The organism is Marinobacter sp., from assembly GCF_048259445.1.
Taxonomy (GTDB): Bacteria; Pseudomonadota; Gammaproteobacteria; order Pseudomonadales; family Oleiphilaceae; genus Marinobacter.
In genome coordinates, this window is sequence record NZ_JBLXHQ010000006.1 from 147749 (window position 1) to 163932 (window position 16184).

Sequence of the window (16184 nt, forward strand, 5' to 3'; positions counted from 1 at the left end):
AGAATAAACATGAAACTCAAGCTTTTAGCAGCAGCCATAGCCTTATCCGCCTGTGCAGCCCAAGCCAATGCCGTTCCAGTAATGAATGACGGCGACGACGGCGTTGGAACTGGCTTGCAGGCACAGATTGATGCCATCACGGTAGCCCCTTCACCAACACCTGGAGCTTCAAGTGTCAACGTTAATTCAGACCAACTGGATGACGGCTTAGATAGCTATTGGGGCATTACAGGTTCTGCCGGCAGCGTTACAACCTTCATTGTTGAGATTGCTGGTCAGTCTGGTAGCAATACTTTTGGCATATTCGACCGTGCCGACAAAACCAACTATGTTGAACTGTTCAGTGGAAGTGATACCTTCAACAACGGATTTAACAGCACAATTACACTCAGCATGCTTGCTGACGGCTCAATTGGCCTCAACAGCGTAGACACTGGGATAGACTTCGCTGGCAACCAGTTCGGTTACTATCTTGGCACTGCCAACGGTCCAACGTTCTATTCCGACAGCAGCTTGAACGCAAACGGTTCGGATCAAATGGTCGCCCTCCAAGGCAAGGATATTGATACAATCCGGATCCCAGGGTTTGCGGCTGGTCTTTGGTCAGACAACGAGTTTGTTTTGGCTTGGGAAGATGTTCTCTACGCCAACTCTGACCAAGACTTCAACGACCTCGTAGTTATGGTCGAGTCTGTTTTGCCGGTACCTGAGCCAGGCACCCTCGCCCTCCTCGGCCTCGGCCTTGCAGGACTTGGTGCAGCTCGCCGTCGTCAGAAAGCCTGATTCCGGTAGGTTAGTGTGAAAAAACCAGCTTCGGCTGGTTTTTTCTTGTCTGGAATTCGAGCTTCATGTGGCGCACATAGCCTGTATCAAAGTAAACAGCGAATACAGCAATCTGATCAAGAAACATACGATAGACCAACACTGAATAAAAATGATAACTCATGCCCTCTCGAAAACCGTCGATATTTTTTACATACCGCATATACAGTTAATTTAAAATACTGATATTTAGGGTTATTTTCATTCTGGCATACTTATCGCTTACATCTTCATATCGGGAAAGCCCGTAAAACTATTCGAATCCCTTTCGGCGAAGGGGATGAAATATAAAAGGTCTGACAGAATCAAGAAGACCAGAGTTAAATGGAGAATTAGTCTCATGAAGAAGTGGACAATGTTACCTTGCGCTTTGATGCTCGCTGGTGGTGTTAGTGTGGCGCAAGCAGCCCCGATCAGCCTGCAGGATATTACGACCTTTGATTATAACGGCACCAATGCTGCCGAAGACTTGAATAGCTACGGTGGCCGCAGTGTTTCAAAACTTGAATACAAGGGCGATTTTGTGTCTTGGACCCACATCTTCAGTTTTGATCCCCTGGCGGACGAGATAACCTCCGCATCCTTAACGCTATTTCTGCGGGACGACAACGACCGCGCGTACGAGTACGTTGGAGCATATGGAGAAGACGGTTACAAGGGCCAGGCAGAAGTTGACACTGGCTTGTACGGCTTTGCTATCGATTTTCTCAGTGTTGCCGACGGAACCTATTCGGTGCTTCTCGAAAGTCGGCACGGTGATTTCTTCATCGATAAATCGATTCTGAATATTTCGTATCTGCCAGTACCAGTACCCGAGCCTGGCACCCTCGCCCTCCTTGGCCTCGGTCTCGCAGGCCTTGGTGCAGCTCGCCGTCGTCAGAAAGCCTGATTACGGTAAGCTAGTGAAAAAGCCAGCTTCGGCTGGCTTTTTTTTGCTTTGAATTTGAGTTTTATGTAATTGAAATACACAGTATCCTGTCGGTTGATAAGCAGTCTGGCGGACAAGCTATGTTACGGAAGACATTAGACAACTTACCCCTATCCAGGCCTTACCTGGTCGCTACTGCGATTGCGGTTCTGATCTTCTATCCCACCTGGATACGACTTGCAGAAGCTTGGCTTGAGTTCGAGCAGGTTCTGGCTCACGGTCTCGCGACTGCCGTTATCTTTCTTGGCCTCCTGTTGATCCACCCACCCAGCCAGGCCAGCCGCCAAACACAGCTCAAGCCCTACTATTTAGTCGGCGCGGCTCTGTTAGTCATCACAACTTTGCTTTGGGGCCTGCTGGAACTGGTTCGCATTGATACTCTTGCATTCCTTCTGCTTCCAGCCGGTCTCACCGCAACCGCCTGGGCACTATTGGGATTAAATCGAACACTGACCTTCATCCCCTACGTTCTACTTTTATCGCTCTCCCTACCTATCTGGGCCGACATGGTCCCTGCCCTTGTAGATCTCGCAAGCGTAGTGGTAGGTACCTGGGTAGGCTGGTTCGGAATGACTGCCTTAATTGAAGGCAACAGCATCACGCTGCCCTATGGCCGCCTACTTATTGCCGACGGCTGCTCCGGCATCCGCTATTTTGCAATTTCAATTTTGTTGGCCATGATGATGTCCATCCTCAACGACTATCGCTGGCGGGGCTGGCTGATAACCGTCCTGGTCGCCGCCACGCTCGCCCTGATCGCCAACTGGGTGCGCATAACCATCCTGGTTGTCGTAGCCTACGAAACCGACATGCAAAGCGACATGCTCACCGACCACGAAACCATGGGCTGGATCGTTTTCGGGGTGTTTGTTTTACCAGCGCTATACTTCTCTCCCGTTCGCAAGAGAAGCGAAAAGGCCCAAGATAGTGCTTACAAGTCAAGCTTCAATAAGGCCGGCATCTGGGCCGTTATCATCGCTATCGCACTCGGCCCTGTTGCACTAACCATTGTACAAACCTCTGGCGCACCGGCGACCGCCTGGACTCTGGATTTACCAAACGCGACACCGGCGAACAACAGCAACATGCCCATACCACTCGATCTGCCAGACACACTCAAAGATCAGGTATGGCGCACTGGCGGCGTCTGGATATCACTCGCGCAAAGCCAAAAAACCACCAACGATGAAAAGCTCGTGCCCTACCTGCGCCCCTCGTTTGACCACTCCCTCTGGCAGGTTCAGGAAACCTACGGCTCAGGGCTGAAGCGCGTTCGCAATATTCTCACAAGGAAGCAGGTTGTCGTTGGCCAATGGTTTCAGGTTGGTTCGTATCGGGCGTGGAGTTATAAAGAAGCGAAGTTGCTTCAGGTTCTGGCCACACTGAATGGGGAGAAAAGGTTTGGGCTAGTGACACTGCAGGCTGAGTGTAAAAGGCTTGATTGCAACGATTTAGTGAATCAGCTACGTCATCAAATGGCACTGGTCAGCGACTTTCTGCCTTAATCGCATAACAGGTGATTTTCGCTCTGAGTGATTAGAGATGGACGACGCTCGTCTCGAGATATACTTTCAGACAATCTCGCTGACATGGAATCATGGCTCTTACCTTTCTATTTCAACAGTATTTCCGCTCTTTCGGTTATTGGACCGCACCAACAAATTCCGCACTACGCAGTCCAGCAGGTTCCAACGCGATGGCTTTATCGATATCGTCGATAAGTATTTGGGCTCCAGCTTTCGCTAGATGATCACCATCAAAATAGCGTATTTCACCGTTCTCCCAGATTGGACAGTGGCCATCAGAGCATAAGGTACTGTTCAAACGCACCAGACTTAAATTGGGGCTTTTAATATCCTTAAGAGCCTTCAGGCTTTGAAAAGGTAAATCTATATCTGCAAAAGTATCGATTGACTGCTGCCCAATCAACGCCCTTCGTGCAAGGACATTTGCAACATCGAAGCCTGGTTCTGGCAAGCTGTCCACGATGACAACATTGAGCCCGCTTTCCAGAAGCTCGTTTATAGTAGTTGTTAACGTGTCGACAAAATTCTTACTTGCTTGATCTTCCGTCAATGTCAGGGTCGTTGCTTGGTACAAGGGCCACCGCGCAGCTATGAAAACGGTTTTAATAGTCGGGTCAGACTCTATAATTTGTTTTGCTGACTTCTGCGCTTCAAGACACGCATCTTTGTCGATATTTGCAGAAACCGGCACCCCATAAAAAATGGGAGGGCAGCCGCCCTTGGTGACATGACGGACAGCTGTCCGTCGCCGTTCGGCAATACTATTAATTGCCCAAATCAAAGTTTGAGCATGGGAGTCCCCCCAAACAAGCGTTGTCGCTGGTTTTCCTTCAGGCTCAACAACACAATTGTAATATTGATCCTCATTGTAATTCGTCACACAGCTACCAAAATCCGGCCATTTCTCAATAGCCATAAGGTGCTGAGCCCGCTCCGGCAGTCGTTTGTGGTATCCATCATTTAACATAACCATACCGGCAATTACCGCAACCGGCGCAGACATGACAACAGCACCGATATAACTACGCCACTTACCCGCTAACCAGCGATGCCCACGCAGTCTGGATTCAATCCATTGCCAAGAGCCGTAAGAAAGCACAACCGTAATCGTCCAACAAAGCAGTAATTGGACAAATGACAGTTCATCACCAAAGTAAAAGCGGGCATAAAGCAGAATGGGCCAGTGCCACAAGTAAAGCGAGTAGGACATCTTGCCGATCAACACAAGGGGACGCCAAGAAAGCCATGATGTAAGCAAACCTGTTTCGGCCTGGGTTATGTTATAAACCAGCAGAACAGTCGCCAACACGGGAACAATCGCGGCAACTCCTGGAAACAGCGTCGACTTGTCAAAGAAAACAAACGCCACCCCTAGAAGGAATATCCCTGCTAGCGTATAGGCCAGCCGTTCTCTGCCCCGCAAAGCCCCCTTCATGTACGCCAGACCCAATAGCCCACCAGCTATTAGCTCCCAGGCTCTCGCAGGAAACATGAAGAAGGTAAACTTCGCGTCGTGAGGGGTCATCACCAGATTCAAAGTTAGGCTCGCTGCGCCCAGAAGTAACAGCGCAGTGAGAACTTTGCCAGTAAACCGAAAGGCCACCCAAAGAACTGCGGGAAATATCAAATAGAATTGCCACTCAACCGCCAATGACCAAGTGTGCAGTAAAATTTGCTGCTCAGCCGCAGCGTCAAAATATCCTAGATTCTGATAGAAGAAGGCATTAGAAAGGAAAAATAGAGAAGCAAGCGCTGTTTCCGCAAGACGTTCAAACTCGGCAGGCAAAAGGATCAAAGGAGCTACCAACAAGCAGGCCATCACCGTTACAAGATACGCTGGAAATAGCCGCCTTACCCGCCCTGCGATGAAACCCACATACGAAAATCTTCCAGCTTCCAGGCTACCAACCACCATCTGTGTAATAAGAAAGCCCGAAAGAACAAAGAAAACATCCACGCCAACAAAGCCACCAGAGAGCCACTCGGTCCGAGAGTGGAAAGCAACGACAGCCAGAACAGCCACAGCACGCAAACCATCAAGCTGGGGAAGGTAGGTTAATTTTTTTTGCATTCTTAATCTCTGTGAAGTCCGTATCTCAAGTATTGAGAATCACCTTTAAAATAATCCTTTAGGCACTGTTCCTTTTTGCACCTACTTAAAATTATATCAGATCGACTACCATATCTTCACTCGGATTTAAGCCTTTGGAGACGGCCATTTTGGTACGCAGGTAGGACTATTTTTTAAAGCCACATTTGAGCTTGATGTGAACGAAATACCAAGTATCCTGTAGGTTGACAGGCAGTTTAGCGGACAAGCTATGTTACGGAAGACATTAGACAACATCCCTTTCCCCAGACCTTACATGGTCGCTACTGCGATTGCTGTTCTTGTCTTCTATTCATGACAACCAGCTTAAAAGTTCTCAAAAGCGCCACCCTTTTACTCAGCATGCAGATTGTTCAGCGCGGCTTGGGCATCATCAGCACACTGATTCTGGCGCGCCTGCTGCTTCCGGAACACTTCGGCGTTGTCGCGCTCGTCATCATTGCTCTGCAATTTTTCGAGCTATTGGTCGAGATCGGAAACCAGCAGTACATAATTCAGAAAACAGAGGTAACCGAAGCAGACCTCAACACCGCCTGGAGTATGGACATCGCCATAAAATCCGCGATGTTCATTCTGATTTTGTTCGTTGCCCCACTCCTGGCCGACTTCTTCGAAACTCCAGAGCTCACAACGGCACTAGCCGTCGCAGCAATCACGCTCCCACTCCGGGCACTAAAAAGCCCAGGCATGATGCTGCTAGCGCGAGAGATAAACTACCAGCCAATATTCAAGCTTACGCTTTGGCAAAAGGGGCTCTCTTTTATCGTTGTCGTCCTCTGGGCGCTCATCAGCCCAAGCCACTGGGCAATCATATCAGGCACCGTTGTCTCCGGGCTTATCTTTACCGTTGGGTCTTATGGTGTTCACAACTTCCGGCCGCGCTGGACACTCATTCATTTTCGCCAGCAGTGGCAATTTTCCCAATGGCTTCTACTACGCGGAATCGTTGGCTTTACGCGATCCCAAATAGACAACTTAATGGTTTCGCGCCTGTTTGGCACCGCCCAGCTTGGCGGGTATAACCTGGTACGTGAAGTCAGCCTGCTGCCAGCGCTATCCGCTATCATTCCGATGAGTGAACCTTTGCTGGCGGCCATTTCCGAAAGTAAGGCCGATCGTGGAGCCCTCGCCTACCGCATACGTTTGAGTCTAGCTCTGATGATAACCGTGCTTACACCCGTAACGGCCTTCATCATGCTTTATCCGGAGCTTATTATCCGTGTGCTACTAGGTCCGGACTGGGCTGAATTTGCCCCTTTGCTGGAACCGTTCGGTCTATTTTTCTTCACCTTCTGTCTTTTTGCATTGGTGAGTGATGCCATCATCGCCCAGGGAAGGGTAAAGTTACTTTTCTGGTTCGACGTTGTTTCAACCGTAACGATCATTGTTATTCTCTGGCTCACCGCCACAGGAGGCTTGGAGATTATGGCGTGGATTCGCGGCTGGCTCTCGGTTGCAACAACCATTGCACTGCTGCTTATTCTGGAACAGCAAACGAAGTTTTCGTTAATCAAACTTCTCTTTCTATGCATTCCAACTATTGCAGGAACGCTGCTGGCCGTTCTCGCAATCCAGTCTTTAGATCTTTCAGATAGTCACTTTTTGTTACAGTTTTTATTGCTTGGCACCCTGCACGTTGCAACGGCAGCTCTCTGCACTGGAACCATAGGTTTTCTCTTACTTAGGAAAACAGAAGAGTGGGGGCAGCTTCGCTATCTAGTGAAAGAAGTTCGAGGAAAGTGAAGCTTTAAGTTACCAAGCTGGCAGATTATTCTATGCACCACACAGGAAGTCAGGCAGTAGGCGAATTTATGGAAAACATAGCCATTCAGCTAGAGGAAAAAAACGGCGTACCTCGCATTAATGAGCCTGTTGGCCTTGGTATACCGCTACCAAAGGGCGTGATTCATGCCACCCATAATCTTTCACTGCTGGCTGACCAGGAGCCTCTATGCGTGCAGCTTGAGCCCCTTGCCCACTGGCCAGATGGCAGCATCCGCTGGGTTCACGCAAGTTTTTTAATTAGCTTGGACCCGAACAGCAAGAAAAACCTGGTACTGGCCCCACAACAAGCGCCCTCTCCCCACACTCCTGAGCTTGCAATTAAGCAGACAGCTGAAAGCCTTGTGATCCATACCGCAGCAGGCAACGTTGCTTTACAGCCCGGCAGCCTGGCTTGGCGAGTTTATAACCTCACCGATGCATGCACACCATCGGCAGTGACTCTGACCGATGAGACAAGCGCCTCCTGTACAGCGAAAGCGGAGGGTAACTGGGAAGTTACCCTTAAAGGCCCCGTTTTTGTCGCAGCTACGTTAAAAGGCGAATGGCTAAAGCAAAACAATGAGCCTCTTGCACGGTTTCAATGTGAGCTGCGTGTTTTTCTGGAAACCGGGCTTGTGCAAGTGGAACTGGTAACTCACAACCCCAAACGTGCCCGTCATCCTGGCGGTTTGTGGGATTTAGGAGACCCGGGTTCCGTTTATTTCCGAGAACTTGCGGTAGAAACAACACTGCCTGCCGCGAGCAAAGTCAAAGTCACTCCGCAAGCTACAGATGAGAACTCAAGTGCGTTTCGTCTCTCAGATTTCAACCTTTACCAAGACTCAAGCGGCGGCGAACATTGGCAAAGCCGGAATCACATAGACTCCAACTGCCAAATTAGTACCCAGTTCTGTGGTTACAGGCTCACTAACGCTGGCGAGCTACAACACGAAGGTAAGCGGGCAAATCCGCTGGTGAATATTGATCACGATCGCGGACAGCTGAGCGTGGCAGTACCCGGTTTCTGGCAGAACTTTCCAACCAGCCTTCGCAAGGAAGGAAGCAAACTGACAATTGGGCTGTTTCCAAAAGATACGAAGAATGCTTATGAGCTACAGGGTGGAGAACGGAAAACACTTCGCTGCTCGATGGCCCATCACTCCAATAACAGCCTCTCCGCAACAGCTTACACTCCGTTAATACCAGTGCTTACACCAGAGTGCTATGAGCAAGCTAATGCTTTTCCATGGTTCAAAGCGAATACTCAACCCGGCGCTCTCGACGAGCTTATTGCTGAAGGCCTAGATGGACAATCTAACTTCTTTGCAAAAAGAGAGGTGATTGACGAATTTGGCTGGCGTAACTTCGGGGATATTTTCGCGGACCATGAAACGCTCTACCAGAATGAAGGCGAGCCACCGTTCATCTCTCACTACAATAACCAATACGACCCAATATATGGCTTTGCAAGGCAGTACGCTCTAACCGGGGATAAGCGCTGGTTTCAACTTATGGACGACCTTGCCCGCCACGTTGCAGATATAGACATCTATCATACTGAAAAAGACAGGGCCGAATACAATAATGGGCTATTCTGGCATACTGACCATTACCTGGACGCGCATACAGCTTCACACCGGACGTTTACCCGCCACAACGATACCAGCTCAACTCCGGGACAGACTGGAGGCGGGCCTGCTGCCGAACACTGCTATACAACTGGACTGCTGTACCACTATTACATGACAGGTGCACCAGCGTCTCGGGATGCGGTTATCCAACTAGCAAACTGGATCCGGACCTCCCACGAGGGCCAAGGCGGTCTGCTCGAGCAACTACTGGCCCTTAAGAAACAGGATTTGCCAAAGCTGAAGTCGATGCTAAAAGGCGAGCGCCCTTCCCCCCACCAATACCCGTTTACTCGAGGCACGGGCAATTATCTCAATGCCCTGCTAGACGCATCGCTATTGGAACCCGAAGAGGACTGGCTGGAACATGCGGAAGGTGTCATTCGCAAAACCATCCATCCAGCAGATGACATCGAAAAACGAAATTTGCTCGAGGTAGAAACCGGCTGGTCGTACCTTATACTAATGACCAGTATTGCCCGCTACCTGTACCTCAAAAGAGAAACAGAAAGCACCGGTATTCACTACAGCCACGCCCGAGCTGCATTCATGCATTACGCCAATTGGATGCTGGAGAATGAGCGACCTTTCCTGTCAGATACGGCGCAACTCGAATTCCCAAACGACACTTGGATAGCCCAAGATAGTCGCAAAGCCATGCTGATGTTTCAGGCAGCCGAACTGGATCCGACGCGCGCTGAAGACTTCCGTAGCAAAGGAAGCCAGTGGTTGTCAGGCGTCAGCGAAGCTCTGGCCCAGGGTAACCCAAAGCACTATGCCCGCATCCTGATAATATTGATGCAGAACTATGGGCCGCATCACTTTACTACCCACGAGGGCCAGAACCAACTCAAGGACCGTCCGGAGCCTGCGCAGGATAGCCGTTCCCTCAGCCTTTCCTGGAGCGAGCTTGCGGCCAGGATGATTGGCCGCCTCGTCCGTGGAATACTTGCATTTCGGCCTTCCAGAGAACGAGCTTGGATCGATGCACGACTGGACCGTAGTTAACATGCGAACTTTTAAACGTTTCGTGAAATCGGTATTTCTGGCGCTCGCATTGCCCCTGTATTTGCTGTGCCTGATGTTCAGTCAGGTGGGCAATGCCGACGGGGTATTCGCGTCGTTCTCTCAGGGTCTAAGCCTGATACCCGGTAAATTCGGAGTCTACCTTCGGGCGGCCTTCTATCATCTGATATGCCCTGACACCTCTGACGAAATTTCAGTAGGCTTTTTGACCATCCTGTCACACCGTAACACCAGTATCTCGAAAGGAGTGTATATCGGGCCGCAATGTAATATCGGAATGTGTTCCATCGGAGAAAACACTCTGATCGGCAGCGGTGTGCATATTCTGAGCGGAAGTCGTCAGCATGAGTTTCAGGACATTCAAAAGCCCATTCAAGACCAAGGCGGTGTCTTTGAAAAAATCCGGATAGGTTCCGACTGCTGGCTGGGCAATACGTCGCTGGTTATGGCGGGCTTGGAAGACCATTGTATTCTTGCGGCAGGTAGCGTCCTGACAAAACCCTCAGCCAAAGGGGATATTCTGGTGGGCAACCCCGCAAGATGCATCAGCAATCGGCTCAAGTCCAATCCGACGCCCTCGTCTGAATCCGCAAAGGAGGTGGAATGATGGGATCAATCTCAGAAGCAATTTACTTCCGATCACCCGTCTTTCTGCAGAATGTGTTGGTGTCTGCCTATGGATACAAGCTCTACCGCAAGCGCTACGCAGGTTCCCTCTACCGCGAACTTCTGGAGCAGGTTCGCCACTGCAGGTCCTGGAGCCCCGCAGAAATCGAAGCGCACCAAAGCGAACGCTTGCACAAAATGGTAAAGCACTGCCGTTCGAATATTCCCTACTATCAGCAACAGTTTGCCGAGTACGGGCTGCATGAAAATGACGTTACCACTACTGAACACATTACCCGGTTGCCAATTCTGAAAAAGCAGATTGTCAAAGAACATGCCCACCTGTTTCAGGAACCTGGTACGAACCCATTCATGCTCCAGCACACTAGCGGCAGTACGGGCACACCATTGGCACTAAAGGTCAACGAAAAAACCTATAAACTTGCCATGGCTCTGCTTGTGGAGCATGAGGAACACCACGGCGTTCCATTCGGTGCGAAGCGGGCAACCTTTGCGGGACGGATGGTTCAACCAGCGACTAACATGACTCCACCGTTTGCCCGAATGAACCGGACCGAAAACCAGAAACTGTTTTCCAGCTACCACCTGAATAACCGGACGTTTCCCTGGTATCGGGCAGAGCTCGACCGGTTTCAGCCGGCGGAGCTGATTGGCTACCCTTCGGCTATCTGCGATCTTGCAGCACAGTACAGAGAAGCAGGCGTTACGCCAGCTTTCCGCCCCCAGGCGATTGTCACAAACTCGGAGACGCTTCTTGCATGGCAACGAGCAATTATCGAGGAAGTATTCGATTGTAAGGTCAGCGACTATTACGGAACCGCAGAATACGTACTTTTTGCCGGCCAAGGCCAGGATGGCACTTATCGTTTAAACCCCCTTCTTGGCATCACCGAAATCCAAGGGTACGATGATGACCAGACAGTTGGACGATTAATTGCAACTTCGCTGACGAACACAACAATGCCACTACTCAGGTATGATCTAGGCGATACGGCGAAAAAGCCGGTAGAAAGCAACTCCAGAGCATCAGTTCAGCTACTGGAGACTGTCAATGGACGGGTGGATGACTATATCCAGACCCCGGACGGTAGAAAAATTGGCCGGATTGATCACATTTTCAAAGGATTGAACGGGATATCAGAAGCCCAGGTTATTCAGGACGCTCCGGATCATTGCACCATCAAGGTCATCAGCCACTCCGCTTTGCCAGAAGCTGAGATATACACACTCCAACACAACTTTTCAGCCCGCACCGGCGGGACGCTTCGGCTAACGGTAGAGAAAGTAGCTTCAATACCGCGCGGGCCGAACGGGAAGTTTAAAAGCGTGCTCCAAATGATATTCCAAGGATAGCAATCAATGCGCATCATGTTCGTTGGTGATATAAATCTCGGAGAATACTACACGTCCTTTGGGCACGGCCCGGGGAGCTATCTGGAACACTCCGACGTATTTGAGAATGTACGGGACTTGTTCAGCCAAGCTGATTTTGTAGTCGGAAATTTGGAAGCACCGCTCACAACTCACAACTTCAACCCGACTGAGCCTGAAAGCGTGGTATTACGAGGCGATCCCAAGCATGCGGCGACGCTCAGAAACGCAGGTTTCAGAGTATTGCAGGTCGCCAACAATCACACTGTTCAGCATGGGAAAGAAGGCTTCAGCGAAACCTTGGAAGCGCTCGCCCGCGCCGGAATCACCGCTATCGGAGTAAACGGACAAAAAACACAAACGATAGAGCTTGAGGGCGAAACTTTAGGATTTCTTGCAGCGTCTGACGTCCCGGACAATACCGATAAAACACAAAACTGTTACCAGCGCCTTGACGATGCGCTAGTCCTACGTGCCAAAGAAGCTGTCTCCGAGGTGGACCACCTGTTCGTATTACTTCACTGGGGTTTGGAATCTTCCACCCAAACTATGGATTATCAGAAGTCCGTAATAGACAAACTTTGCAGCATCGGAGTAAGGGGGGTTATTGGCTCTCACCCCCATTTGTTCTACGAAATCTGGAAACAGCAAAAGGCCGTGGTCGCTCCCTCCCTCGGCAACTTTGTTTTCGATCTATTCTGGGACTCACGACTTCTAAAATCAGGTATTTTGGACATTGAACTTGAGAAACAAAGTATTTCTGCCTGTCGTGTTTGGCCTGTGACCATATCAGAAAATGGGGGTCGTCCTATCCTTACCGGTGCATCTCAAGATCTGGTCAATTCCCTCAAGTTATACGATCTTGGCCAGAACATGAGCGGCGAGCAGACAAGAAAATTGACAAAGTTTTTGAAAGATTTTTGGAAAGGAAATCGAAAGTTGAAGAGCCAGTTCATCCTAAAAAAAATCGTGGGAAAAATATAAGTGGCTAATGTTAGTAATGGATATCTACCTGCTGTATCAATCGTCATTCCGGCTTATAACGAGGAACGATATATTGAAAAAACACTGGTGGCCTTGCGTGAATCAGACTATCCCACTGACCTGCTTGAGATAATTGTTGTAGATAATGCATCTTCAGACAACACTGCTCAGATTGCTCATCAGTATGCTGATAAAGTTCTACTTCTTGAGAAAGGGAATGTCGGTGCCGTTCGTAACCTTGGAGCGCGACATGCTACCGCAGAAATTCTGATATTTATCGATGCCGACTGCATTGTTGATCAAGGCTGGATCGCCAGAGGCGTAAAACTCCTAAATACTGACGAGGACTGTGTTTTTGGTGGTGCTTATAAAACCGGACCGCAGGCGAACTGGATTGAAAGATTATGGCTTCTTGAAAATCCTGAAAAACCCCGACTCCAACCCGATCTTCTAGGCGGTTGTATATTTATATCATCGGTCAAGTTTATCAATATTGGAGGGTTTAATGAACAAATGACTTCAGGCGAGGACTCAGATCTCTCAAGCAGGTTACGGAAAATAGGCATATCTGTGCGAATTGAAAACAGTCTTTCCGTTATTCATTTGGGGAATCCATCAACACTAGGCGCCTTTTTTTCAAGGCAAGTATGGCATTCCGAAAACTATTTGGTTTTTATGCGCAGCTCAATAAAAGACTATACGTTTTGGATAGTACTTATATTCGCGATCGCTTTTTCGCTCTCTTTATTTTTCTTATTTTCAAAAAACTTCAGCGTTTCGATAGAAATGCTTTCTATAACAGTAGCTTTAGCCGCAACACTATCCCTCAAGCGAATAATAATAACTCACTATCATTTTAAAAGACCAGATGAACTACTTGGCATATTTATACTCGATTATATATACCTGATCGCTCGCTCTTTAGGCACAGTCAAGTCTCTAAAAAAGCTAAAAAATAATAACGACCGATAAGTATAGCTGCCAAGCAGGCTTTTAGCATTCAATCATATTAAACTGCTCTTGCAACACGTGGATATGCTTAGGATTCTGGGCAAGTGCCGACCAAAGGATGAGTGGAGAATATTCTGGCAGCTACGGTACCCGACCCCCTCGGCGATTTTCAACCCAGTTGTCCAAGTGACAGCGTTTAAGCGGCCAGTTTATTACGCTCAACTTTCTGCAACTTGCCAGGATTGAACGATACCCCTATGTGTCAGCGTAGTTGTCGCCTGAATATTTCGAAGGACAACCATGCTCCATTATTCACCAGAACGTAAATAAGCCATTCTCCAAAAGATGGCTCCACCGCACATCTTTGCGATTGCTGATTTAGTGGCGCTTACGTTATACCTGGCAAGGTGTGATGGCCAGGCGCTTACGCTATAGCAACAAGCTAGAGACGGTATATTATCGGGCAATCGCCAAAATTACTCTACGAATACTTCAGGCGGTGGATTTGGCGCAAAACCAGCTCTACCGGACAACAATTCAAGCGGTATGTCACTTCTGACGACTAAGTTATCAATTGAATACCAGTCTTGATAGCGATCCTCGTTGGGATAGTGCTGAAAGTAATCATTTCCGCCTATAGCCACGTAGTTCCATTTCGCCATCTTATTTCCTGTATTAAACCCAATCCAAGGAACGTCTTCTCTATTATGGCTCTGCACGCCGTTAATCCACTGTCGAATGACACCATCGTGGACACCGGGAGCTGAATTCATCTGAACGTAAAATGCCATTTTCGTCCAATTCCCACCCACACCAAAAACCTGATTGTGATCAGCGCGTCCTCCGAAGTCTTTTAGCCACCCGCCGTATACTCGATCTAAAATTAATGGGTCTGTACCGTTGATGCCCATTCCAATCGAATTAGTGGTGAAATTCAGAGATTCTCCTTGCGGGTATTTATTTGACATGTCATAGTTTTCTCCATGAGGCCCACCGCGGTATGTGAACTGATTGCGAACACCATACAAATCACGTTTCCAGTCCCAAATAAACACCGGTCCGACTGAGCCTAAGGCCCCATTGTATATATCGCCCACTTCATCCCAGCTACCTATGCGAAAAAACTTTGAAACCCAGTTGCCGAACTCACCTTCATTCCGCCCATACCAATCATCAGAAAATCTGATCCAGAACTCCACATATAACTGGTCATAGCCTTGATCCAATAATTTGACAAGCTGTGCGTCCGACGCCCAATTCCGCCAACCAAGGTTCAGAGACTCCCGCCAAAAAACAGCCGACTTCCCTGACCCACTTAGGGATTTTTCTGAGTTTGAATCTAAAATTTCCAGTGAAGCATGATTGTTTGGAAACCCCGTCTCCGGTGACCAAGTTGTACCTTGGTAAATGGCGTCCCAATTTTTTGGTAAAACATCCCCTTCGGATATTTTTTGTGACTTGCTGACCGTATGCATAGTACTGGTCCAGTCAGCTTGACTGTCGAAGTTTTCCTCGAACACTACCTCGCTGAATGCATATGTGGATATTAATGAAACGATTCCTATCGCACCGAAGAACGTAAGAGTTGCTATTCGCTTAGCTAAAAACATTATTTTGCGACCTCTATTAGAACGATACTAGCAGGTTTAACGCAAGTCACACCTATCGACCGTTTAGGATTCCTAATGTACCCGAGCCCTAAGCTTGTTACCCGAGAAATCACCTTCAACTGACCTGAGCCTATTACTTTAATCCGTTTTTCTAACCACCGCACCCAAATTCGCGCTTGAACACGGCACTCTCCGCCGTCCAACTACCCTTTCTCTATTGAGAGTTGATCGAAGGACACCCCATTTCATTTTTATTTACTGATTTCCTGAATTTTTCTGTTGCAACCATTTCGCCAAGATCTACTTATCCAATCCCCCTTGCATCAGAGATTTTCAGATTCTTTTAATACTGGCGGGAAGTGTGCTCGAACTTTGAGGGAAACGCCGAGAACGAGTTCATAAAAGCCCTACTTTGCTGTATGTTCTTGGTTATCGGACAGTAACGGACGGTAAACGCCTACCCTACTGCTTATGCATAAAATTCGCCATCGCTAACATCAAGAGTCAATGTGTTCTCGAAAACTTCCCGTTATATCTGAACTTCTAGACATTCACAGATGCCCATTATCGACTTACCAGAGACTCATAAAGCCTGAGCAAAATAGGCCATATCTGTATTATTACACTCTTCGGCCTTTCTCTACCTTCCTCAACCCAGCTATCCACGTTATTTAGTTGAATCAGACCGCTTATTTGGTCAATTTCCGTAAGCGTCCGCCCATCACACCTTGCTAATGCTCACCGGCTTCCAGTTGTGCGGTAGCAGTTCATCAATGGCGTTGTTTTTCTGCGTCGGCAGCTTCGTCAGAACATCTTTCAGATAGGCATACGGATCGT

11 protein-coding genes and 1 pseudogene are annotated in these 16184 nt (G+C 48.6%); 9 read left to right on the forward strand and 3 right to left on the reverse strand.

What is annotated here, in order from left to right; translation table 11 throughout:
* Window positions 1-9 precede the first annotated feature (9 nt).
* The 3 genes and pseudogenes from ACN0RL_RS06760 (at window position 10) to ACN0RL_RS06770 (ending at window position 3255) form a co-directional block, all read left to right on the forward strand.
* Window positions 10-783, forward strand: a complete 774-nt coding sequence (locus ACN0RL_RS06760; protein ID WP_417515002.1) for a DUF4114 domain-containing protein — start codon at window positions 10-12, stop codon at window positions 781-783.
* A gap of 838 nt (window positions 784-1621) precedes the next feature.
* Window positions 1622-1711 (forward strand): annotated as a pseudogene (locus tag ACN0RL_RS06765) (PEP-CTERM sorting domain-containing protein); the annotation flags it as partial.
* A gap of 119 nt (window positions 1712-1830) precedes the next feature.
* Entirely contained in the window at window positions 1831-3255 is a 1425-nt protein-coding gene (locus ACN0RL_RS06770; RefSeq protein WP_417515004.1) for an exosortase/archaeosortase family protein, read from the forward strand.
* A 136-nt stretch (window positions 3256-3391) separates the two neighbouring features.
* Here the strand turns inward: ACN0RL_RS06770 and ACN0RL_RS06775 are convergent, their stop codons facing one another.
* Window positions 3392-5347, reverse strand: a complete 1956-nt coding sequence (locus tag ACN0RL_RS06775; RefSeq protein WP_417515006.1) for an acyltransferase family protein — start codon at window positions 5345-5347, stop codon at window positions 3392-3394.
* A gap of 333 nt (window positions 5348-5680) precedes the next feature.
* Here ACN0RL_RS06775 and ACN0RL_RS06780 point away from each other — a divergent pair, with 333 nt between their 5' ends.
* The 6 genes from ACN0RL_RS06780 (at window position 5681) to ACN0RL_RS06805 (ending at window position 13758) form a co-directional block, all read left to right on the forward strand.
* A complete protein-coding gene (locus ACN0RL_RS06780) occupies window positions 5681-7129 on the forward strand; it encodes a lipopolysaccharide biosynthesis protein (RefSeq protein WP_417515008.1) in 1449 nt (482 codons plus the stop codon).
* 68 nt (window positions 7130-7197) lie between these two features.
* Complete coding sequence (locus ACN0RL_RS06785) at window positions 7198-9786, forward strand: hypothetical protein (RefSeq protein WP_417515030.1); 2589 nt, start codon at window positions 7198-7200, stop codon at window positions 9784-9786.
* Window position 9787: 1 nt separating this feature from the next.
* The gene (locus ACN0RL_RS06790; RefSeq protein WP_417515010.1) at window positions 9788-10411 is read left to right on the forward strand and encodes an acyltransferase; all 624 of its coding nucleotides are present in this window, start codon (window positions 9788-9790) and stop codon (window positions 10409-10411) included.
* A complete protein-coding gene (locus tag ACN0RL_RS06795) occupies window positions 10408-11784 on the forward strand; it encodes a hypothetical protein (RefSeq protein ID WP_417515012.1) in 1377 nt (458 codons plus the stop codon). The genes ACN0RL_RS06790 and ACN0RL_RS06795 overlap by 4 nt, the downstream gene beginning before the upstream one ends.
* A gap of 6 nt (window positions 11785-11790) precedes the next feature.
* Complete coding sequence (locus tag ACN0RL_RS06800) at window positions 11791-12786, forward strand: CapA family protein (RefSeq protein ID WP_417515014.1); 996 nt, start codon at window positions 11791-11793, stop codon at window positions 12784-12786.
* Complete coding sequence (locus ACN0RL_RS06805; RefSeq protein WP_417515016.1) at window positions 12787-13758, forward strand: glycosyltransferase; 972 nt, start codon at window positions 12787-12789, stop codon at window positions 13756-13758. It begins immediately after the preceding gene.
* A gap of 455 nt (window positions 13759-14213) precedes the next feature.
* Here the strand turns inward: ACN0RL_RS06805 and ACN0RL_RS06810 are convergent, their stop codons facing one another.
* Together ACN0RL_RS06810 and ACN0RL_RS06815 are read right to left on the reverse strand one after the other, a co-directional pair.
* Entirely contained in the window at window positions 14214-15212 is a 999-nt protein-coding gene (locus ACN0RL_RS06810; protein WP_417515018.1) for a hypothetical protein, read from the reverse strand.
* A gap of 856 nt (window positions 15213-16068) precedes the next feature.
* Window positions 16069-16184, reverse strand: a 116-nt coding sequence (locus tag ACN0RL_RS06815; protein WP_417515032.1) for a transposase domain-containing protein, incomplete at its 5' end; no start/stop codon positions are given.

Excerpts from the sequence above, each read along its gene's own strand:
- ACN0RL_RS06760 (WP_417515002.1), top strand. The coding sequence starts at position 10 with ATGAAACTCAAGCTTTTAGCAGCAGCCATAGCCTTATCCGCCTGTGCA.
- ACN0RL_RS06770 (WP_417515004.1), top strand. The coding sequence starts at position 1,831 with ATGTTACGGAAGACATTAGACAACTTACCCCTATCCAGGCCTTACCTG.
- ACN0RL_RS06775 (WP_417515006.1), bottom strand. The coding sequence starts at position 5,347 with ATGCAAAAAAAATTAACCTACCTTCCCCAGCTTGATGGTTTGCGTGCT.
- ACN0RL_RS06780 (WP_417515008.1), top strand. The coding sequence starts at position 5,681 with ATGACAACCAGCTTAAAAGTTCTCAAAAGCGCCACCCTTTTACTCAGC.
- ACN0RL_RS06785 (WP_417515030.1), top strand. The coding sequence starts at position 7,198 with ATGGAAAACATAGCCATTCAGCTAGAGGAAAAAAACGGCGTACCTCGC.
- ACN0RL_RS06790 (WP_417515010.1), top strand. The coding sequence starts at position 9,788 with ATGCGAACTTTTAAACGTTTCGTGAAATCGGTATTTCTGGCGCTCGCA.
- ACN0RL_RS06795 (WP_417515012.1), top strand. The coding sequence starts at position 10,408 with ATGATGGGATCAATCTCAGAAGCAATTTACTTCCGATCACCCGTCTTT.
- ACN0RL_RS06800 (WP_417515014.1), top strand. The coding sequence starts at position 11,791 with ATGCGCATCATGTTCGTTGGTGATATAAATCTCGGAGAATACTACACG.
- ACN0RL_RS06810 (WP_417515018.1), bottom strand. The coding sequence starts at position 15,212 with ATGCATACGGTCAGCAAGTCACAAAAAATATCCGAAGGGGATGTTTTA.